Source organism: Arthrobacter rhizosphaerae, from assembly GCF_023062595.1.
Taxonomy (GTDB): domain Bacteria; phylum Actinomycetota; class Actinomycetes; order Actinomycetales; family Micrococcaceae; genus Arthrobacter; species Arthrobacter rhizosphaerae.
Map to the genome: position 1 here is coordinate 222,277 of NZ_JALLAN010000004.1, position 22,551 is coordinate 244,827.

Annotated in this window: 14 protein-coding genes; 9 read left to right on the forward strand and 5 right to left on the reverse strand. The window is 55.6% G+C overall.

Annotated elements, in window-relative coordinates; translation table 11 throughout:
- Positions 1–42: 42 nt before the first annotated feature.
- The 5 genes from MU551_RS07665 (at position 43) to MU551_RS07685 (ending at position 6,207) form a co-directional block, all read left to right on the forward strand.
- Positions 43–1,485, forward strand: coding sequence for a sugar transferase (locus MU551_RS07665; RefSeq protein ID WP_247042378.1), 1,443 nt, complete (start codon positions 43–45; stop codon positions 1,483–1,485).
- Positions 1,486–1,532: 47 nt separating this feature from the next.
- Positions 1,533–2,843 (forward strand): UDP-glucose dehydrogenase family protein, encoded by a 1,311-nt coding sequence (locus MU551_RS07670; protein WP_247042168.1) that lies wholly within the window; start codon positions 1,533–1,535, stop codon positions 2,841–2,843.
- A gap of 105 nt (positions 2,844–2,948) precedes the next feature.
- Complete coding sequence (locus tag MU551_RS07675) at positions 2,949–4,730, forward strand: DUF4012 domain-containing protein (RefSeq protein ID WP_247042170.1); 1,782 nt, start codon at positions 2,949–2,951, stop codon at positions 4,728–4,730.
- 162 nt (positions 4,731–4,892) lie between these two features.
- Positions 4,893–5,474 (forward strand): LPXTG cell wall anchor domain-containing protein, encoded by a 582-nt coding sequence (locus tag MU551_RS07680; protein WP_247042172.1) that lies wholly within the window; start codon positions 4,893–4,895, stop codon positions 5,472–5,474.
- Between the two features lie 208 nt (positions 5,475–5,682).
- Positions 5,683–6,207 carry a VanZ family protein gene (locus MU551_RS07685; protein WP_247042174.1) on the forward strand — a complete coding sequence of 175 codons (525 nt, stop codon included), beginning with the start codon at positions 5,683–5,685 and terminating at the stop codon, positions 6,205–6,207.
- Positions 6,208–7,154: 947 nt separating this feature from the next.
- Here MU551_RS07685 and MU551_RS23315 read toward each other — a convergent pair.
- A complete protein-coding gene (locus MU551_RS23315; RefSeq protein WP_281506973.1) occupies positions 7,155–7,289 on the reverse strand; it encodes a hypothetical protein in 135 nt (44 codons plus the stop codon).
- Between the two features lie 664 nt (positions 7,290–7,953).
- On the opposite strand from MU551_RS23315, the gene MU551_RS07690 reads away from it, so the two are divergent.
- The 4 genes from MU551_RS07690 to MU551_RS07705 all read left to right on the forward strand — a co-directional run bounded on the left by MU551_RS07690 (position 7,954) and on the right by MU551_RS07705 (position 13,585).
- Complete coding sequence (locus MU551_RS07690; RefSeq protein WP_247042175.1) at positions 7,954–9,942, forward strand: right-handed parallel beta-helix repeat-containing protein; 1,989 nt, start codon at positions 7,954–7,956, stop codon at positions 9,940–9,942.
- Positions 9,943–10,120: 178 nt separating this feature from the next.
- On the forward strand, positions 10,121–10,690 hold the full coding sequence (locus MU551_RS07695; RefSeq protein ID WP_247042176.1) for a YdcF family protein: 570 nt from the start codon (positions 10,121–10,123) through the stop codon (positions 10,688–10,690).
- A 460-nt stretch (positions 10,691–11,150) separates the two neighbouring features.
- Positions 11,151–12,290, forward strand: coding sequence for a non-hydrolyzing UDP-N-acetylglucosamine 2-epimerase (wecB, locus tag MU551_RS07700; RefSeq protein ID WP_247042177.1), 1,140 nt, complete (start codon positions 11,151–11,153; stop codon positions 12,288–12,290).
- Between the two features lie 95 nt (positions 12,291–12,385).
- Positions 12,386–13,585: a DUF6270 domain-containing protein gene (locus MU551_RS07705; protein ID WP_247042178.1), complete on the forward strand. Its 1,200-nt coding sequence runs from the start codon at positions 12,386–12,388 to the stop codon at positions 13,583–13,585.
- Positions 13,586–13,665: 80 nt separating this feature from the next.
- Here the strand turns inward: MU551_RS07705 and MU551_RS23600 are convergent, their stop codons facing one another.
- The 4 genes from MU551_RS23600 to MU551_RS07720 all read right to left on the reverse strand — a co-directional run bounded on the left by MU551_RS23600 (position 13,666) and on the right by MU551_RS07720 (position 22,550).
- Positions 13,666–13,878, reverse strand: coding sequence for a transposase (locus tag MU551_RS23600; RefSeq protein WP_372489812.1), 213 nt, complete (start codon positions 13,876–13,878; stop codon positions 13,666–13,668).
- Positions 13,879–14,330: 452 nt separating this feature from the next.
- Positions 14,331–19,352 carry an FkbM family methyltransferase gene (locus MU551_RS07710; protein WP_247042179.1) on the reverse strand — a complete coding sequence of 1,674 codons (5,022 nt, stop codon included), beginning with the start codon at positions 19,350–19,352 and terminating at the stop codon, positions 14,331–14,333.
- Positions 19,349–20,635, reverse strand: coding sequence for a UDP-N-acetyl-D-mannosamine dehydrogenase (gene wecC / locus MU551_RS07715; RefSeq protein ID WP_247042180.1), 1,287 nt, complete (start codon positions 20,633–20,635; stop codon positions 19,349–19,351). Before wecC ends, MU551_RS07710 begins: the two co-directional genes overlap by 4 nt.
- Before the next feature lie 13 nt (positions 20,636–20,648).
- Positions 20,649–22,550, reverse strand: coding sequence for a glycosyltransferase family protein (locus tag MU551_RS07720; protein WP_247042186.1), 1,902 nt, complete (start codon positions 22,548–22,550; stop codon positions 20,649–20,651).
- Position 22,551: the final 1 nt, after the last annotated feature.

Below are 22,551 nucleotides of genomic sequence, written 5' to 3' on the forward strand. Positions count from 1 at the left end.
AGTGTGCAACAGACACCAAGCAACATAGCTGTTGAAATGGGGATGGTGGTGGCTGAAGGGCCAGATTGGAGAACACAATCGTCCCGGCTACTGCGCGTGGTTGATGCGTTTGTGGTGGTGTGGGCTGTGGCTGGGGCATTCATCATCAGATTTGGTTTTGAGCCCGGCTACGTGGTTGCTGGCCAGGAACTGACCTACGTGTGGCTTTCCGTAGTCCTGGCCGTCGTTTGGTGGCTGATGTTGGGCGCTTGGAACAGCCGACAAAGCCGGGTGCTAGGGTCTGGTGCCGAAGAATACAAGCGCGTTGCAGCCGCATCACTTTGGCTCTTCGGCATCGTTGCGATCGTTTCCTATGTACTGAGGATCGATACTGCGAGGGGATATGTAGGCCTTGCCCTACCCGTAGGGCTCGTGGGACTCCTGGTCGCTCGATGGCTTATCAGACAACACCTCAGTATCCGACGACGGCAAGGTCTCAGCATGTCCCGTCTACTGCTGTTGGGAGGGCCGAGCGCTGTAAGCCATCTGGCTTCCTCATTGCATGAGGCCAAACACGCAGGGTACCTTCCCGTGGCTGCATACATGCCAGGCATTCCATCAGGAAGTGGGCTGGAGCCTGGCTGCGATCTCCCAGTCCTGGGGTACCGTTCTGACACACACTCAATTGTCGATGCCATCAGGACCTGCGGGGCAGACGCCGTAGCTGTTTCTGCCGGCGTTCAATTGCACCCTCAGACCCTGCGCCAGCTTGGATGGGAACTGGCTGCCCTCAATATCGGCCTGATTATGGCGCCGGCGCTCACTGACATCGCGGGTCCACGAATTCACACGCAACAAGTAGCGGGTCTTCCTCTTATTCACGTGACAACGCCAACGCTTGAGGGTGGGCAACGTGTAGCAAAGAGGCTTTTTGATGTGGTCGTCTCTATGTTGCTCATAATTTTGACTGCCCCTGCAATGGCCGTTGTGGCGCTTCTTATCAAGATCGAAAGTGGAGGGCCCATCCTATTCAAACAGGAGCGAGTGGGTATCGAAGGATCCCTTTTCCGCATGGTCAAATTCAGGTCCATGGTCACCGATGCGGAAGTAAGACTTGCCGAATTGGCAGAGAAGAATGACGGTAGCGGCCCCCTCTTCAAGATGAAAAATGATCCACGGATCACTCGCGTGGGAAGGGTCCTTAGGAAGTACAGCATTGATGAACTCCCGCAGCTTTTCAACATTCTGGCTGGTTCGATGAGTCTGGTTGGACCTCGACCGCCATTACCAGCCGAGGTTGCCCAATACGAGCAGGACGTACGGCGACGGCTGCTTGTAAAACCAGGGCTTACAGGATTGTGGCAGGTCAGTGGCCGTTCCAATCTCTCTTGGCAGGACGCCGTCCGACTGGACCTCTACTACGTCGAAAACTGGTCCCTTGCGGGGGACCTGGTAATTATTCTCAGAACCATCAGAGCCGTCTTCGGCAGTACTGGTGCGTACTAACGTAGTTCGGCTTTGATCAATTGCCCACTGGGGAAGGACACAAGACAATGCGAATTTCGGTAATCGGTTGTGGTTATCTCGGGGCCGTTCATGCAGCATGCATGGCGAAGCTTGGTCATCACGTGGTCGGCATCGACGTTGATCCCAAGAAGATCAGCGCGCTTTCAAGTGCAAAGGCTCCCTTTTATGAACCGGGCTTGGACGAGCTGTTGCGCGAGGTTCAGGCGACCGGTCGACTTTCATTCACTTCTGAAATGTCCAAAGCCGCGGGCAGTACAGTACATTTTGTTTGCGTTGGAACTCCTCAAAAAAGGGGCGAAAACGGTGCCGACATGACTTACGTCGACGCCGCGATAGACTCCCTGCTTCCGTACCTTGAGCCAGGGAACGTTGTGGTCGGCAAGTCAACCGTTCCCGTGGGAACAGCTGCCCGGCTGGCTTCAGTCATCGGCGAGCAACTGGATGCGCACTTGCTTTGGAACCCGGAGTTTCTTCGGGAAGGACATGCAGTTTCGGACACGCTAAACCCGGACCGCTTCGTATATGGAGTCTCAGACGGGTCGGAAGAACACGAAGCGGTCAGCATTCTCGATGACGTCTACGCCCAACCATTGGCAGAGGGAACACCACGGCTGGTCACTGACCATGCGACGGCGGAACTGGTCAAGGCCGCAGCGAACTCCTTCCTAGCAACCAAGATCTCCTTCATAAATGCCATGGCAGAGGTTTGTGAAGCTACGGGCGCAGATGTGACCCGTCTGGCCGATGCCCTGGGCATGGACGATCGAATAGGGCGGAAATTCCTCAATGCAGGGATCGGATTCGGCGGTGGGTGCCTGCCAAAGGACATCAGAGCGTTTATGGCGCGCGCTGGGGAATTGGGAGCCGACCAGGCCCTGACATTTTTGCGGGAGGTGGACGCTATCAACATGCGCCGCCGCACGCGTGTTGTTGAACTTACTCGTGAACTCTGCGACGGCATTCTCCTCGGCAAGCGGATTACGGTTCTTGGCGCTGCATTCAAACCGGAAAGCGACGACGTACGAGATTCGCCGGCACTGAGTATTGCCGCGCAGTTGCAGTTACAAGGAGCGGTGGTTACGGTGACAGACCCCAAAGCGCTTTCCAATGCCGCGAAGAGATTCCCTGAATTACAGTACGAGCGCGCGCTCGAGATTGCAGTGTCGCGTTCGGACGCTTTGCTTCTACTCACCGAATGGCAGGAGTATCGGGACTTGGATCCATACGAACTAGCGGGTGCTGTTTCCTCCCAACGGATCCTGGACGGTCGTAACGTCCTTGATGCTGCGAAATGGCGAGCAGCGGGCTGGACGTACAGAGGACTGGGACGCCCATAAATGATTCACACTGAGGGCTCCGCGGAGCACAGCGATAGGAACGCAAATCGCCGGAAATCGGGCGATCGGAATACGCGCCATCGATTGCTAATTGTGGGAACGTCCATGGCAGCGATTCTGGTGCTCTGCGCGATCTGCGGAGTCTGGCTTGCCATCAAGGCAAGCACTGTCAAGGGAGAGCTTGAGGCAGCGTCTCAATTGATCCCCAGTCTTAAGACAGCGATCACTGAGGACAAGCCTCAGGACGCAGCCCAGACAGCAGAGAGGCTCCAAGCTCACACCTCCGCTGCCCGAAGGGCTACAACGGATCCTCTGTGGACTTTGGCTTCCGCTGCCCCAGTCATTGGCGCCAACTTCAGTGCCGTGACCGAGGTCGCCAGATCCGCCGACGATGTTGCAACACTGGGTATAGCCCCGCTAGTCAAGGTATTTGATTCCCTAGATTGGGATCGTCTTACTCCAAGCAGTGCAGAAACGGACCTGAAGCCCCTCCAGGATGCCGCTCCAAGTGTCTCAGCAGCCGCGCATGCAGTGAGGGTCTCTGCGGCACGACTTGGGGAAATTGATACAAAACAACTATTGCCGGACGTAGCCAGGCCCCTCGACGAAGCCCGCGCACAGTTGGCATCTGTAACCGGCACCTTGGACGCAGCGTCGAGTTTTTCTGAGCTTGCTCCTCGAATGATGGGGGCAGACGAGCCGCGAAACTACTTGCTTATGATCCAAAACAATGCCGAAGCCCGGGCATCCGGCGGAATCCCGGGAGCTCTGGCTGTACTAACTTTTGACCGCGGAAAATTGGCTTTGACGGGTCAGAGCAGCGCAGCGGCCCTGGGGACTATGTCGCCGACTATCGGAGTGGATCCGGAACAGCAACACATCTATTCCGGTAGGCTCGGAAAGTTTATGCAGGATGTCAATTTAACTCCCGATTTCCCTACTGCGGCCACAACTGCCCAGGCTATGTGGGAACGGAAAACCGGTCAGCAGGTGGACGGCGTAATATCCGTAGATCCGGTTCTATTGAGTTACTTCCTCAAGTCAGTAGGACCCGTCCAGGTCACAAGCCCTGAGTTGCTGGCGATTACTGGCGGAAAGCTTCCGACAGAACTTTCCGAGCGGAACGTGGTTAAGACGTTACTGTCAGACGTTTACGCTGAAATACCCCGACCCCAGCTTCAGGATGCCTATTTTGCTGGAGTAGCGCAGGAAGTATTTACTGCCCTCTCAGCGGGCAAGGCTGATGCCAAGGAACTCGTCGAAGGAATTACACGGGGAACAGCCGAAGGGCGACTTCTTTTGTGGTCGGCGTCAAAAGACGAGCAAACCGTAATCGACCGATATCAGCTGGGCGGTTCAATCTCCGGACCCAGCGTTTCTCCCGCCCAGTTCGGCGTGTACTTCAACGATGGAACCGGCGCCAAGATGGACTATTACATCAAACGCACAGTCCAGTTGGTAAAAGAATGCGCGAGGGACGGCTATGAACAGACAACGGTTCGAATTACCAGTACCAATACGGCGCCTGCAGATGCTGCGACTTCACTGCCGGAGTACGTAACAGGTGGAGGCATCTTCGGAGTTCCACCCGGCGAGGTGCAAACGAATATCATTTCCTATGGTCCGTCTCAGGCCAATATAGAAACTGCAGTGATTGACGGTAAGAAAAGCGAATTCGCCTCATACAGGCACGGTGACCGACCAGTGGGCACGCTAATGATTCGCCTCGCCCCTGGGCAGACCAACACTGTGGAGCTAACTTTCGGAAAGATTGTTCAACATACGGAACCGAAATTGGTTGTTACACCGACAGTGCAGCCGATCAAAGAAGTGATTCTCAATAACGAATCTCGGGACTGCGTTGCTGCTACAAAGACCGCAGGTTAAGCCCATGTAAATGATCTGGATTAACCTTTGCGGATGATCAAGACTAAGTGGTACCGTCAATTCGGGATACATATCCGGCAGTTCCGCAGTTGGTCTCAGGCGGAGAGGGAACTTTCCTCAATTTCGGGTAAACAAAAATATCAGGTCTCCGGGGGGACACACGTGAAAAAAGCAATAGCAGCACTCGCACTCGCAGGTTCAATCGCACTTATCGGCGCGGCTCCGTCCGTAGCCGCAAACTACCCGCCACTTCCGCCTCAGGCTGCCGTTTCTGACGGCACGGTAGGCCCGGGCGAGGACTTCGTCTTCACAGGCCAGGGCTTCCTCGCCGGCGAACCGCTTACTATCACCGTGACGCCGGGGGCCAACCCGGCAGCAACCGGTGCAAGCATCGCCGGTGGCAGCCAAACTGTGTCAGGCAAGATCACCTTGCCAATGGCAACGGAATCGTTCAGCACGGTTGCCGATGCTCAGGGTAAATTCGCCTATACTCTCGAAATCAACAAGCCCGGCATGTACTCACTGAGGGCTACCGGCGCCACTTCTGGAGTGACTGTGGGACCGGTAACCGTTCAGGTCCTTCCGGAAGCCGCACTCAAGAACATGTCAAGCACTGAACTGGCCAACACGGGTCTGGACGCCAACCTGGCCCTCTGGTCGTTGGTCGGCGCGGGTGCTCTTGTAGCTGGAGCAGCGTCAGTGGTAGTAGTTCGCCGCCGCGCTAAGGCTGAAATCTCAGCGTAGTCTCGCAATAAAAACATCAAGAACAAGCATCCAAAGTGAGTGGTTCTCCGGGAAACCGGAGAACCACCCACTTTTTTCATTGGACTACGCATATTCATCAAGGGCCTCCCTGTGGTAATCATTTGCTTATGGGGCGACACTGGCGCAATAGCGACGTAAGAGCGGGCAGGACCATCACCCTGCCGCCGCGGACGTGGCTACCCTACGTATGGCTCGCTCTGTTGGCTTTAGCCGCTGCAGGAACAGCAGCGATAGCCCTAGCGCGGACAACCTGAGTGCCCGAGAGTACCCAGCTGGGAGGTCGGTTCCTTGGGGCTGGATACTCGCCACCTACTTTGCCGCGCTGGCAGTCATCGGTTATTGGCCCACACCCGTTGATGAGCCTGCCAGCGACGCCCTGAACGCCCTCTTCCGTTGGCTGCATCGGCACGGTGCACCCCGCTGGTTCAACTACAAGCTGCTGGAAGCGGGAGCCAACGTGCTCCTGTTCGTCCCGGTGGGTGCCCTGTGTGTGGTCGCCTTCCCGCGGAACACCTGGCTGCAAAACGCCGCAATCGGTGTGATGGTGTCAGCATCCATGGAGCTGGGGCAGTTCCTTTTCCTTGACCGCCGTGACCCCAGCTCAAGGGACCTCGTTACAAACACCACGGGAACCGTGGCAGGTATTGTCCTGGCCTACACCTTGATCTGGTGGCTTAAAAGGAGGCAGGCCCAGCGCTCCCAACCGCGCTGAGCCTGCCTAAAGATAGTGAAGCCTCCCGTGTCATTGCTCATGATCCGAGTGGCAGCCAGACGTCACTCACTTTGCGCGTCACCCCATGGGCTTGTTCTCTCTGATGTTGGACACTGCTAAATCCAACTGAAAAATCGAGCCGGCTAGGGCCGCCAAGGCGCTTGCTGTGTCTGGAAGGCAGTTGGCTGTGTCTGGACGGGCCCTGCTCTAGCCCGTCCTGCCTTCAGTGGACTCCGGGAAAGGGCCGTGGTGCAGGTGGCAGGTGTCGCAGAAAACTCTTTCTGCTGGCTCGCCACAACATTGACAGCGGTGTTCCAACGCTTCAGGTGCAACCGTGTATTTGGCCATGAGTCCATGTTCGAACCTCGGATCCGGAATGTTAAGAGTAGCTACTACTCACATTTAGGGTCCGTGGCTACTAGGATAACGCGGCTAATTGTTGCCGCAGCCACGACGATCCCAGTTCCCCCTAGGGGGAAACTCATGCCAGACTGAATCGTGCCTGATTCCGTCGCTGTTGTGCTTCCCTCGTCACAAGTGCGACCACAGCCACGTTAGAGGCAAATAACACGGCAACAAATTACATCAAACGGACGGCACGAGCCGTCAAAATCCGGACAACTACAAATCGCGTACCCTCTTGAGAAGTGCCGCCCGAATGGCAACATGAGCATTCCCCGGGAACCGTGAAGAGCGCAAATAAATGCCTTCATACAAGCTGCTTCCCGGGTCGGGATGTCCACCTAGGGTCAGGGCGGTGCAGGCGCCCATCAGGGTTTCTTGTACCAGGGCTGCTGCTTCCCGTTTTCGGAGACATCCCCCAAAAGCAGTCATGCTTTTTCCATAATCGACAACGCAGCTTCAGTCCGTGCCAGCTTGCCTTCAGTCACCTCAAGATGTCGCCGCAGACGCCCGACTTCTGCATGTTCAGCAGGGGGCTGGCAAAATCATTTCCCCGGCTTCTTGCCCTCCAGGACGCCGGCGTCGCGGAGCTTGCACCACTCGATGATCTGGGACGAACACTGCCCGCACCGCGCAGATACCCCGCCGCCGGTGTCGTCGTCAGGCCTGCTGATATGCATCCAAGTACGCCGATTTTGTGCCGCAGTGAATGTTCTACATGAGGACGGCCCTCCGGCGCGGGGGCCGGCATTGCTCATGAACCCGTTCTCCCGCGGCAGAGAAATTGTTGAGAAGCCAATGGTAGCAATTCTGATTTTCGCCCTACGGATTAGACGAAGTTGCGATGAGTCGCTGGCCTCATTGCAACCCTGACACGTAGGGGTATTGACCGGGGCGAAGTCTGCCTGGACGACGTGGACCGGAACATCATTGCCGAGCTGGACCCGCGATGTGACGAAGGTGGCCGAGTTCACGCTGCGTCCCAAGCCATTCGTCGCTGCGTGTTTTGCGGATCTTCCCGTACCGGCTGTCCCAGTAGTTACTTGCTGCCCCATTGCTGGTCCAAGTAGTCGCTGCTGAATAAGACGCGTAGCCTCCACGGTGGTATCGGGAGTGCTATGAATTTAGCTTCGAGAGACGGCAATTGTGATTGGGAGAGGTACAAGATGTCGATTCTTGAAGCGATGATTCCTGGCGTTTTCAGCTCAATTGCTTGGGTTTGTTCCCATGGCTAGCATGGGGCGCAAGGAGGAACAGCCTCCACGCGAGATAGGTGCAGTGCTAAGGCGCCGTCAACTCTTCAGTGTTGGAACAGTCGCTGCAGCGTTCACTGGTCTTTCCGCCATGGCAGCACAGAGCGCCGCTGCGGCGCCGGGCGACAAGAACCCGCCTGTTAGTTATGTTCCCCTGGCGGAAAAGGGTGCGGCTTCAGGCGTAGCAACACTAGACGTTGAGTCCAAAATTCCGCCCGCCCAACTGCCGGACCTCTCCCGCACATACGCAACGGTCGATTCGCAGGGCAGGCAGCCCGTGCGCAAGGGTGAACTGTTCTTGAACGTCAAGGATTACGGTGCTGCAGGCGACGGAGTCACTGATGACACCATAGCGTTCCAGTTGGTCGCAAACATCGGCGGCATCGCTTACCTCCCTGCCGGGATCTACATTATTGCCAGCGTGAGCGTCACCAAGAATCTCAGTGTTGTCTGCCAGCCTGGTGTAACCCTCAAGCGTGCTATTGGTTCGGACGGGGCCGGCACCAGCTACTGGGCTGCTGGAGCCGCGATGTTCGAAGTGGATGCGGCTGGCGTCACATTACAGTTCTCCGAGTTCACTTATGATGGAAATTCTGCGAAGCAGACAACGACCGAACCATCTGGTTTCTTCCTTAAGACGTCTCCACCGGCCGTTATTTCCGGTGCTCCTACTACCGTTCGCGTTAACAAAGGCAGGTTCATCAACGGCACCAGCGGCTATATTCTGCTTCGGGGAGATGACTACCGTAGGCGCTACGAGACTCTCACCTACCTCAATGACTGCCACTTTTCCGACACCATATATGGCAAAGGTAAGGGCGATCCCTCAACCCCTAACGCGCTCGGCTATGCTCCGACTTATGTCATGGTGATGGACTACGTCAAAATGCGGACCAAAAACTTCCAGGCGGAATTCTTGAAGCCCACGGGTACCGGACAGTACGCTGCATGTGCTATCAAAGGCACTTTCTACGGACAGTCTCACTCAATGTCGGGTGAATCCTCCGTCTTCATGCACGGCACCACTGAAATCAGGGGACTGGGGCGATCAGGCAAGAGGTTCGACGACGACAACGAGTTCAAGACGAACAATGGTATCGGCTGCATCGACATGTATGGCAATGCGGAATCTCTCTACATTGAAAACGTCGTTGCTGTCGATTGCAAGAACGTCGTCATACGTGCCAAGGGCAGTCTGAAGAACTACACAGTTCTAAATGCAGCACTAACGAATTGTCACCGAGGCTTACAGGTCAGCCCATCCTCCACCGGGGCTTGCGAGACTGTCGTCAAGGTCGGGAACGTGAATGCGTGCGGCGGGGCGATGCCTCAGCTGGAGTTTGTTGGCAGCTCGGCGACAGATCGCCTGAGGTCGGTGACCATCAACTCCGCACACCTTCTCGGTACTTTCACCAACCCTGAAGGTCTCGGGCTACAGGGCGTGGTCCACTTCAGGAACATCACCAGTTTGTCTGTCGAAGGAGTGACTGTGATCGGGGCCCCGTCGATAGGCATTAGCGTCATAAATGTCACGACTACAAATGTTTCTGGACGGGTCGACGGCGTGGCAGGAACGGGAGTTGGAATCTACTACGATGGCGGCGACTTCCACAATCTGAATAATTTCGTGATCAACAATACGGTCGGGGCGGGGCTGTACTTTGCAACCAACCCTAAAAAAGTCACCGCGCGTGACGGGTGCATCACAAATTCCACGAACTATGGGATTTACCTGAATACAACAACAACGGAAGCTCTGGTCTCTGGCGTCGACGTTGATAACGTGACCGGCTCATCATGCGGGTTCTACATTGGTGGCGGCACCTCGTCGTTCCTCAATAACAAAGCAACAAACGTAAGGGCGCCACTCTCAACGGCCAACGGGGCAAGAGTCCGTACTGTGGGCAACTCGTGGAATGGGATCCAAACGACCGGGCGCACCGCACCCACCGCGGGAGCGTGGAGCGTAGGCGACATCGTCTACAATCTGGCGCCACTAGCGGGTGGAACGGTTGGATGGATATGCACGACTTCTGGGACGCCGGGGGTGTGGAAGACGTTTGGGGCGATTGCCGTCTAGTCGTCCCCGCAGCCCAAAATGATCTACCCGCTGGTCACGGATCTTGCCGCCGATGGTGTCCCCGTCGCCTGGTTTTCATCGGCAATAATCTCGGGGATGCAGCATACGTTGCTCGCTTACATACGGACGGCTGCCGTGTCCAGTTTCGGCCGAGGGGCAACTCATGCCAAACTGAATCGTGCCTGATTCCGTTGCCGTTGTGCTCTTCGTGCGCCGGACGCTTACAACGGTGTTTGTTGCCTTCGTGGTTTGGCTTATGGCCGCAGTCCAGTTGTTCTTCAACGTTCCAGCACCTGCTGCCGCGCGAACGGAAGCGGTGATCATGCTGGGAGGTGCCAGCACGGAGCGGCTACCGGTTGCTCAACAGCTTCGGGAATCATTGGGCATCCCAGTATTGGTGATCTCCCACACGAGCACCCCCGGGAACGCTAGTGCCGATGCATTGTGCGAGGACGCCTCCCGCACCGACCTGACGCTGCTGTGTCTCGGCTTGGATGAGCAGGACACGCGGGGCGAGGCCCGCGCCATCGGCAGTTTAGTAGCAGCCAAGGGCTGGACCAGCATCAGTGTCGTTACCTCGCGCTACCACTTGACCAGGGCTGGAATGCTGATTCGTCAATGTACGACGGCGGACGTTCGTCTGATTGGCTCAAATCCAGACTTCAACCTGAAACAATGGATGGACAGGTTTGTAGTCGAGACAGGCGGGCTGCTGGATGCCACCTTCCGACCGGAATGTGGCACATGATCTGACACTTTCAAAAAACCTGGAGCCATGATACGTCTGGACTGCCGTGAGGGGTGATAGACAAATGGAAGCACCTCGTCCGAATGTGCGCATTGCATATTCCCCTCGGCACATGCGCAAGCGACGCTTCAGCTGGGAAGTGCCAGCATCGATGATTGAAGGAAGGGGTACTCCAGGCTACCGAAGACCCGCTGACGATCTCGGTAGAAATTCGGATTTCCCAGCGCTCGCTGCGGTCACCGATTCCTCGCCGCCCCCATCGATGCGTGAAAAAGCCAGCTACCACCGCAAGCGGTTGGTTGCCCTCGGTTCCGTGATTCTGGTCTCCATCAGCATCCCCGCTCTCGCGCTCACGTTAATCTTTGCGCGATAACAGCGTCTCGTATCTGAGCACGATGAGTGTCTTGCAGTGATTTTGCTATAGCATCGTTGGGTTCATCACTACTTTTTTGGGGGATCCATGCCTAGGGTTATGCCTATTTTCGGCACTCGTCCGGAGGCCATCAAGATGGCACCGATTGTCATTGCCTTGCAGGAGTCTGCCGAATTCGATTGCATCGTGACAGTCACAGGTCAGCACCGTGAGATGTTGGACCAAGTGAACGAACTCTTTGGCATCGTTCCCGACCACGACCTCAATATTTTGCAGCAGCGACAGTCCCTGTCTGCCATTATGACCCGCACCATTGATGGCTTAGACAAGCTCTTCACCGAAGCCAAGCCCGATGCCGTAATCGTCCAGGGCGACACCACCACCTCTACGGCCGGCGCCATCGCCGCGTTCTACCACGGCATTCCTGTTGTGCATGTGGAAGCCGGTCTGCGCAGCGGCAATTTACTGTCGCCGTTCCCTGAGGAAGCCAACCGCAAAATCACCAGTCAGATTGCCAGCCTACACCTGGCGCCCACCAGTATTAGCAAGGCCAACCTCCTTGCCGAGGGCATCTCCGAGGATGACATCGTGGTCACGGGAAACACTGTGATCGATGCCCTGCTGACCACGGTCAATAAGCACATCCCTTTCTCCGATCCACAACTTGAAGAGTTGGCAGAAAGCGGCCGGCGGATTCTGCTCGTTACCACTCACCGCCGTGAGAACCAGGGCGACGCCATGCGCGGAGTGGCGCGAGCCCTGGCCAGGATTGCGGACGCAGAACCGGAGCTGACCATTGTCCTGCCCGTACACCGGAATCCCGTCGTACGCGAAGCAGTCCTTCCGGCCATTGAGGGGAAGGGTAATGTCATTGTCACCGAGCCGCTCGCGTATGGTGAATTCACCCGCATGCTGTCGCTGTCGCACGTGGTGCTTACTGATTCCGGCGGGGTTCAGGAAGAAGCGCCAAGCCTGGGCAAGCCGGTCCTAGTTATGCGGGACAACACCGAGCGCCCCGAAGCCATCCATGCTGGGACAGTCGCACTAATAGGCACTGACGAAGAACGTATCGTCAAAGAAGTGGACCGCCTGCTGAATGAGCAGGAACACTTCGACGCGATGGCCAATGCTGTAAATCCCTACGGCGACGGCAAAGCGGCTCAACGAACAGTGGCCGCCGTAGCGGAGCTTCTGGGCATCGGCAAGCGGATCGACAGCTTCAACTAGCTGTGGGCGGGACCGGACTTGGCATTCAGTAGTCCCATCAACGCTGAATACTGGTCTCCGATGAGAAGCAGCGCAGGAACCCTTGGAGAGTAATCATGGCGAGAATTTACATCTATGGCAGCTGCGTCTCTCGGGATGCCTTCGATTTTCTGGACAAATCAGAAAATGAGCTACTCGGCTACACAGCGCGACAGTCGCTGATCAGTGCCACCAACAAGCCCTATTTGGCTGATGCATCCAAAGGAGCCTTGTCCAGTAGATTTCAGATCAAGAACCTTCAAGGTGATTTTGATGGAAACGCGATCCAGAAGCTCTCTGAAATTGCTGAGAGCGCCGACTACATTTTCTGGGACCTCACCGACGAGCGACTGGGCGTCATCGAGCTTGACGAAGACATCTTCATCACTAGATCAACAGAACTGGTACAGAGCGAACTGCTTGGCGACCAGACAAAGCAAAAGTGGATAAAGTTCGGGACGGACGAGCATCTCGAGCTGTGGACGCAAGCCGTTGCCCGCTTTTCAGACTTCGTTCGGTCAAAGAATCTCGAAACGAAAATCGTTCTGTTCAATCTATCGTGGTCAATGTACGACGACGGCGAAGCGGTACTGGGACGGTACTTCAGCATGCTGCCTGACGAAGCGAATAACACGTTTGCGCGTTATGTAGCAGTAATACGTGAATGCCTGGACGTATTCAGCCTTGAGGTACCTTGGGAGACAGCCATTGCTAATCGAGACCATAAATGGACACTGGCACCATACCACTATGTGGACGACGTCTACACCGAGGTCGTCCATCAACTTGCGGCCCACGGGACCCGCAGGAAAACTCCGCGAACTGAAGGTTTAGTCCGGGAACTCAAGTCTCCAGAGAAGAGTTCGGAGGCAGATGCGTGGCGAGATGCAGTTGGGACGCCACTCCGGTTGGAGCTGCCTCCTGACACCTCGTCCTTCGGGATAGAGTTCGAGGCCCAAACCCATCTTCCGCATGGACGCCATCTGTTGATCTCTTTGGACCTGAGAGGGGCAACTGATAGCGATCTCGCCAAAAATCGAATTGCGAAATCGGGGCATGAGGATATCGGCTTCTTCCGCTATGTCGACGTTGACCGAGGTCGCCGCTCCTATTTCTCGTCCTTTGAGCTTTCTGCGGGTGTAACTTGTGCATCCATTTCGGTTCGCGGCTGGCAAATCGAAAGCGACAGCGTTAGCGTCCGCCAAATCAGGACATGCAATGCACAGGCCTCCAGGAGGAGAGAGAGCTCAGAATCGAATCGTGGTCTTACCTCTTGACACACTGGCAACTACAACGGAGTACTCCCTTTTCGGATGGTGCCGTTCCACGAGCACTCGTTTTCAAAGCGATCCGGTCTTCACGGTTCCCGGGGAATGGTCTGCTGAGATGAATGCTCATGTTGCATTGGGGCGGCACTTCTCAAGAAGATACGCGATTTGTGGTTGGCCGGATTTCGACAGCCTCGTGCGGCTCCCTTGATGTAATTTATTGCCGTGTTATTTGCCTCTACGTTGGCCGTGGTTGCACTTGTGACGATGAGGACCTCGATCTCAGCCCACCAGCGGCACACAGTCCGGTTGAGCCTGGCTTGATTCCGGCATCGCGGTACCTACCAGGAGGTCAGGAAGCGCGTTCTTTGCCGCACCCGTATCCTCAAGGGAGCAGCTAGTACTCGGCAGCGTGCGGAGCTGTTCCTTGACCTGCCAAGGGGCTTGGAGGCTGCCATTGGGATCATCGGCGGCGAACACGCCTGCCAGCCGAGCTAGCCGCGTTCGACAGATGCTCTTCGGCCTTCAGCAACAGCATCCGGTTCGCCCACGCCCGGCCGTTGCCCTGCCGCGCCGGTCCTGAACCCGCTGTAACAGTCCCTGCCGAACTGTGGTGAGCATGTTGTTAACCAAGACACCGTCAGGACGGCAGCAGGCTCGTTGCCCTGGACCACACACATTGTTCCGAAAGCCCGGAATTTCGGCGGTGCCGAAATGGGCCCGCACCGGTCTGCAACGATGCGGGCCCCTAACACTATTTTTCCTCTGCGAACCCAGAGTGACCTAATAGTGCGAGTTCTTGTGGAATAACAGTAGACGCTGCACTCTGCTTCCGCACGCGTGCGGAAGCTGCCTGTGACTTACCGCGGAATAGCGCCTTGGACCTGGCAAGCCGGGCGACAGCTGCAGCAATTGCGGAGGCGCTCTCCGGTTCCACTAGCTCTGCACAGGTCTCGTCCACAAATTCGGGTATTGCAGCCGTTGAAGAAGTGACAGGAACCAGGCCCGATGCCATCGCCTCGTCCCTAGACACGCCGTGGGTATCCATCCGAGATGGACAAAGGAATATGCCATATTCTCGATGCATTTCTGCAATTTCATCTTGGGTCAGGAAACGTTGATCTAGGGTTACATTTGAGAAGTTGCGCAAGGATTTCGTTAATTCTTCAAACAGGTGTCCGTCGCCCACAAGACGAAATTCCATATCATGAAAGTCGGGTTCCTTGGAAAGAATGTGGATAGCCTCAACAACTAAGTCATTAGCATAAACTGATGAAGCGTACGGTCGAATCGAAAGCACCTTAAGTCGTTGATTCGAAGACTTCCGCTGGTATGCAAATTTCTGCGTGTTTATCGGATTGTGGATAACCGCTACATTGTTACGTTCATCGGGCATACCCAGGTCTTCGAGAGCGGTTCTCGCTAGCCACTCCGAAACAAATACAACCGTCATCTCCGGCGTCAGATCGCTGAATATGCTAGTCCAGACTGCCAGGCGAGCATCACTCGATTTCTTAGCCTCCTCAATCTCATCATCAGTTTCATAGAGAAATGCTCTGCGAGTCCATTTCTGGATATCGGCCCCATGTGCCCAAATAGCCAATCGCGGACGCCGAGGAAGGTTCCTCACCATGTTCCACATGGTCTCATTCACAAAATGAAGCGAAATTGACGTGTGCTCATTGTCCCGAAGAAATGTTTCAAGGGCATCCGATGAGCCAGTTAGGACAGCGACGCCCTCAAACTCCCTGAAACGCAATGGTGAGGATTCATCAAGCACAAAGACCTCGGTATGAACACCGGACTGAATGTATTTCAGGACCCTACTATGAACAAAGGCATTCTTATAAAGGTCACCGTAGGCCGGATATCGATTAGTAACAACTAGATTCGCCGCCCGAGCTGCAATAAAGGCTGGCTTCAAGTTCTTGTGTTTCCAAAGGACACGTCGAAGCATCGCCTCCCCCGAAGAGTGGATTCGTATGCCGACTTTTATGCGTGAGGCACCTGCAGGCACGATCAATGTTTGATTTTGGTTTGAGCCCCGAACCGTCCCGGAGATTTTTTCGCTTGTATCGCCGTAAAAGATGATCGCCATTTGAAGGTTGAGTCCCGGGTCCGCCTCAATATGGAATTCAAGGTGGTCATCTACAGCCAGATTTTCAAGGTCCAAAAGCTTGGTCGAATAGAGATAGTCATGGACTCCGTCGTCAAGAGTCGACTTGAAGCTCCATCCCTCCGCAGTCACCTCTGTATGCACGCCAGGTCTTGACATAGTCACGAAGAGTTCCGCCAGCTCTCCTCCCGAAGTGACTCGGCCGACTTCAGGTGCGAAGTCGACTGCGCGAATCTGAGCGGCAACAGTTGTCAATTCATCGAGACCAATCCCAGTGTCGTAGACTCCGCTTCCAACAGCTAGCCGGTCGGTATCCCCAAGACCTGACCCGTTTCGGCAATAATCGAAGAGTTCTGTTCCTAGCAGGGAATCCCCTTCATAAGTCCCCTCTTCGGCCTTTCGCAGCCATTCGCGTGGAACTAGCCGAATGGCCATAGGTCGCAGCACCAGGCTAGATCTGATCGGTAGGTTATTTACGGCAGTGTAGGGCCGCTCCGTCTCTTTCACCGCTATAGTGCCTCGTGCCAACTCAAAGAAGGAAGACTTGCCTACAACAGATGCAGAGGAATACCGTCCGGCGAGGGCAAGGTCGAGAAGGTAATGCTCGCCATAATAATCCTTGGCGACCATTACTCCAGCCGCGTTGCCAACTTGGACTAAATCGTTGAGTGTGGCTTCGGCCAGGCTGGAAATCGGGGCAACGGCAACATCGGTGTGCAAAGTGCACTTATCGAACCAACTCATGTCTTCGGAGTAGATTCTATGGATAACATCCACACCGATTTGCCGCCGCACGCTTTCGAGTACTGCGTGCAACTCCGACTCGGTGGACACTAGGCTGAACACCTCGACAACCGGCCTTTGCAAGGTTGCATGGGGAATAGCAACCTGGTCGAGGATGAATTCAAGGCGATGCTGGTACGTGTGCTCAAGCATTACTTTGCGTAAGCCGGCCAGACGCCGCTTACGCCCGGAGAATGTTCCAGTCGACGAATTCAATTGTCTAACTATCACTTTGCCACTGTCGCCCAATAGCGGAAGTTCACCGAACATCAACTGAAGTCCGCGAGAATAGTTGCTGATAATTGTCGTATTTGATGCAAAGAGCTCATAAACTCGACGCGCAAACATAGATTGAGATTCTTTGACGGAATTCAAGTTGACAGCGTAGTCGTAGCCTTTGTAGGCTAAATCAATTTCTGCACTGCTCAATGTGCCGACAATATAACTCTGGTACTCGTCGGGGAACTTGTACTGTTCATCCGACTTTCCAAAGTTACGGTCAAATATATCCAGCGGAGCATATTGAGGTATCGCGGCCAAAAATGACTCTAGATCGCGCGTGCGGTCAGGATATCGTCGATAATAAGCGCCAGCAAAGCAAAGACTTGGACTCCGTTTGTAAAGTTCCAACGGATTGTGTAAGAGCGGTTGGCAGGCAAACGGCAGGAAATGTACCCGGTTGTGCCCCAAGTCATCCTTGTACCTTTGGATGCAATCAATATCGGTAGTGAATACGTGATCGACATGCTTGGCCGTATTCAGAAATGTCGAATAATGAACCGGATCCTCTTTGTTCCAAAGAACAGTGGGGACATTGTTCTGGTTGGCCCAAGCAATGATTTCCCGGACTTCCGCAGCTGTCTGGGCTACGCGGTTGCCCCAAGCACCCCCTTTGCCCCGCCATGCGGATTCAAGAAAGACTACGTCAGGAGAAAAGGTCTCAAGTTCAACAAGATAATTGTCGATACTTAATTCCTGGAGGTCGCACTCTGGCGCAAAAGCCTGCACCGTGAAGTCGTCCATGATCGCAGCTACACGGAACGCCTTTTTTTCATCTTTCGGGCCGAGCTGCAAAGCAGCAGTCTTGCCGCTATTGGCCAGTAGCCTTGAGTCCCGTATTTCCGGCGCTCTGTTGAGCGGCGTTCTCTCGGCCTCCGGCAGAGGAGCCAATTCCTGCTCTTCTGGGAAAGTGATGCTCGAGGATGCTCTGTTGCGCAGCCTATGCTGTGACATCAGCGTGTAGAGGTTGAGTGGGAGCCTCAGTAGGTTAATAGGGGATTTTAGTGAGTCCTTAACCACCAGGCCAAGACGGTAGGTGACACTTTGGCGCAGCGATTTCGTCCTCAGTTCGGCGTTAACGAGTTGCTGCCGGGCTCCATCCAGTGCCGACTCAAGCTGCGCGATCTTGGCCTGAGCTTCTCGTGTGGTGGTCTTAGCCGCTCTGAGCTCGACCTCGGATTCCACACGCACCTTGTCGAGCCGGGAGGTTAACCCCTTCTCTATTGTCAGCCGTCGATCCGCTTCCTTAAGCTCGACTTCTATGTCGGCAAGGGCTGATTCGACGGTAGACAGGCGGTCTGCATATTCATCTCTTTGTACTAGTGCTTGGCGTGTCCTAGACGAATAGAGCTTCATCTTCCGGCGCAGTCGAGAGTGTTGTCTAGCCGCATGTGCGAGCTGCTGATCGTATTCTTCACGGTGCTGAATCCACCGTTGGGTCTCCGAAGAAAACTGCGATTCCAGCTCAACACTTAGGGCGTTTGCCTGCTCCACAAGTCGTTCCAGTCCTTGTGCACGCCTCTGTTCGACAGATAGCGAAGAACGCGTGTCGGACAGTGCGGCCACAGTGCTTTCAGCTTGCGCTTTAAGCTTGTCGTTCGCACGTACGCTGGCCGCAAGTCGTATCTTGAGCTCTTTGCTTTGAGAATCCCCGGCTTCCACAATTCGCACCAGTTCTTCAACACGCCCCTCTTTGTCTTGCAGTGCGCGTTCCAGTTGCTGCAGGCGCTCAAGGTGGCGGGATTCTGAGGCCGCCGTCAGTCGAAGCTGTTCCGATATGGGTCGTAACTGAGCACTCACGCCACGGTATTTGGCGTTCGCTTCCGAAAGGCTCTCGCGCAGGCGGGCGATAAGTTGCTGGTCATAATAGGCCGCCGATACCTGCTGCCGGACGATCTGCTCAAAACGATCGCCAGAAGAAACGGAAGCTCGGGCCGAGAAATGATGTGTTGGTGTGGCGTTGAAAGTTCTTTGATATTGATAACCAAACTCCATCAACCAGCTATGAATCAATTCAAAATCGTGGCGTGTTTGACATTCGATATATATCTCAGGGTGATCCTTGTCAACTAGATTCCGGGCACCGTTGAGGACCTCCAATTCCATGCCTTCGACATCAATTTTCATCACTTGAACTGATTTGTGGAAGTTCAAATCATCCAACCGGACGATTCTCATTTCTGAATCATCATCGGCAACTCGGTGCAAACGCTGTGCGCCTCGGTTGTGCTCCGCTGTTTGCACTAGCCGGCCGAAACCTTCGGCATCTCCTACTGCCACGTCATGTATGGTCACTAGATGCTCAACACCGTTAATTGCCGCACTTGAGCGAATGCTGGAACAAAGATCGCCGTCGGGTTCAAAAGCATGCACTTCGACGCCAATAATGCAGCTTAGATACAGAGTATGATTGCCGCAATTTGCCCCAACATCCAACACCAAATCACCAGGCGCTAACGATTTCGCGATGTCGATCAACATCTCTTCTTCGTACGGCCGCTTAGTGTTTGCTATCGATTTCTGAATGTAGTCAACGTCCGCCTCCGGTAGGTCCAAAAAGTAGCTTTTCCCGGCCGCGAGGACCTCGATAGGTTTCACTGCTGATGCATTCCCGCGACCGCTTGCAGTCCGAGATTGAGCGCTCCACGAGTGTCAACGACTGTCTTTCCCACCAAGGATTCCGACGACACAGCCTTGACCTCGTCGTGGTCCACGAGAACAACCACCACATCCGAACGGCTGATCGAGTCATCGATGGACACCAATTCCACGTTGCTGCGGCCTGCGAGCTGTCTGGGCAGTTCCTGGATGTGCGGCTCCGCGACATTGATTTTCCGGTCCTTCAAGGCTTCAGCCAAGTGCACGGCAATCTCGATGGCGGGTGACTCGCGAAGGTCATCGATGTTGGCCTTGAAAGCGAGACCAAGGACGGCCACCTCTGCGGTTTGAGGAAGGGTTTCAAGCGCGGAAAGAATCTGCTGAAAGACCCATTCAGGCTTCGCGTCGTTCACTTCGCGCGCAGTACGGATCAGGCGCGATTCCTGCGGCGCTGCTGCCACAATGAACCAAGGGTCAACAGCAATGCAGTGGCCGCCGACTCCCGGACCGGGCTGAAGGATGTTCACCCGTGGGTGGTGGTTCGCCAGGCGGATCAGTTCCCAGACGTCGATACCGAGCTTGTCGCTGATGACGGACAGTTCGTTGGCGAAGGCGATATTCACATCGCGGTAGGAGTTCTCCACGAGCTTGGCCATTTCAGCGGTAACGTCGTCCGTGATCAGGATTTCTCCCTGGCAGAACACGGCATAAAGGTCCTTGGCCAGCCGAGCAGCCTCCGCCGTAATGCCTCCGACGATCCGGTCGTTCGTGACCAGTTCAATCATGACCCGGCCCGGCAGCACACGTTCCGGACAGTGGGCGAAGTGAATCACCGGCGCCCCGTCTGCACCGTCAAGGGACAAATCCGGGCGAAGTGCCAAAATAACGTCTGCCATGTGGCGTGTTGCCCGGGGCGGAGACGTCGACTCGAGAATCACCAGTTCACCGCCCTGCAGTTGGGGAGCGATCCCGCGTGCTGCAGCCTCAATGTAGCTAAGGTCAGCGGTGCGGTCCTCCCGGAACGGCGTGGGAACGGCCACGATGAAGGCCTGCGCCGCCGGCGTATCGGTAGTGGCCTTCAGGTGCCCCTGGCTCACGGCACCGGCAACATGCACCGCCAGATCGGGCTCCACGAAGGGAACCTCCCCGCGGTTCACGGCGTCCACAGTGGCTTCGCTGACATCGACGCCGACGACGTTGACGCCGTTTGTGGCCAGAATGGCGGCGGTGGGCAACCCTATATAGCCCAGACCAATGACCGCTACTGTCTCAATGGATGTCATTTCGTTCCCCTTTTTATACGGTGATGTGTTCTTTGGGGTCTCCAAAGAACTTGATTTCTCCAGACGCAACCAGTTCTTCGTCTGACACGTCCCAGGTGTGACCTTCAGTGCTCCGCAGTTGACAGAAATTGAACCTGTCGGCTGAGTAGATGGAGCCGCCCGCCGTCGTTACTGCCTTCAGGAAGGCAGTATCTTCCCCACGGTTCAGCGGCTGAAAGGGATGGGCCTCGAAAACTTCCCGCCTCGCGGTAATCGTGGGCCCCATAACGATGCGGGTTGAGGTGTGCTCCAAATGAGGCATGCGCAAAACAGTCGCCTTGTTCGACGAGAAGTGCATATGATGGGCAAGCTTTCCGACGACATCGGCTTGAGAGAACTCCAGTGCATTCAGGAGGTCGGCCAGATAGTTCGGACCGTAATAGTCGTCGTCGTCCATCTTGGTCAACACATTCCCCGAAGCGGCGTGGACGCACATGTTCAGGCACTCTCCCAGCGACAGCTCCCGTGGTGCCGTCAGGACCTTGTATCGCGCAACACCGTAGTACTTGGCCAGATCCTCCAGCCGGACAGCGTCGGCTTCAAAGCCGTGTGTTAGCAGAACAAGCTCAAGGTCCACTCCCACCTGGCTGCCCACCGTCGCAAAGACGTGCTCCAGCTGATGTGGCCGGATGGTGGAGACCAAAGCGCTGGCTGTGGGCAGTTCCACTGGGTGGCTGCGCGCGGGCAGCACCGAGGCAACTATCGTCTCGGCCCTGTGGGCATAGGTATTCGAGGCCCAAATGCGGCGCTGCCCCTTATGAACCACACGGTCATTAAGTTCCGAACTGCTGGCGAGCATCCGAATCTGATGTTCCGCCTGCTCCTGCGAGCCCGCGACCAGAACTTCGTCAGGCTCAAAAAAGTGTTCAATCGCCGCGCTGGGAGCCGACACTACCGGCGTACCGCATGCTGTGATCTCGAATATTCTCCTCGCGCACATGCTCGGCGAATCCACCACTGAATTTACGTTGAGGAATACTTTATAGGTGCGGTAGGCGGTAAGCATGCGCGCATAGTCCAGTGTCCCGATCACGTTCTCACTGAAAGGCACAGGGAACTGGTAGTTTGACTCCCCACCTAGCTGACGGGAGAAAATTTCCAGTTCAAGCCCGCCCTGGCTGGCATTCCTTGCAGCGGTCAGGAGCATATCCATCTGCTGGCGCCGCTCCGGGTACTTGTGGGCAAAGTACATCCCGGCGAAGGCCACACCGCGGGAGTGTCTGTCCTGCCCTGTACGGATGGGGTTGTGGATGGCTGGCTGCGCCGCGAATGGCAGGGCAGCTACACGGTCATGTCCCAGATCCTCGAGGTAGGAGGGGATGCGGTCAGAATCGCTGGTGAACACGACGTCGAAGCATCGCGCCGCAGGCAGGAAGTCATCGTAGTGCGGGGGGTCTTCTTTATTCCAGAAGACAGTGGGAATGGACTGCGCACGGCACCATTCCATCAGGGCAAGGAATTCGGGCTTTGGCCCTGAAGTACCCGTCAGTTGGAACTTCCATGATCCCGAGTTCCCGTTCCAGGCTGATTCCACGAACAGGAAATCGATACGGGTGTCAGCCAGCTGTTGTTCCCATGAGTCCTTGCGGAGGAGCACAAGGTCCCACTCGAACGAAAACGCTGCGCTCGAAAAGTCGTCCAAGATGACGCCTACAGTGAGATCATTTCGTCTGGGGGCGCGGTCGGGAATCCGATGCGGGGCAAAAGCTGGCGGCTGGTTCTGATCCCGCCGCTCCTTGATATGGGCCAGCCTCTTTTCGGAACCACCGAGGCCACGGTTTTCAACTTTTCGCCTCCTCAGCCATTCCTTGACCTGCGCAGGTCCACCATCGCGCAGATGCCAAAGGGCAGTTCTGGCGTCCGTCATCATGGGCATC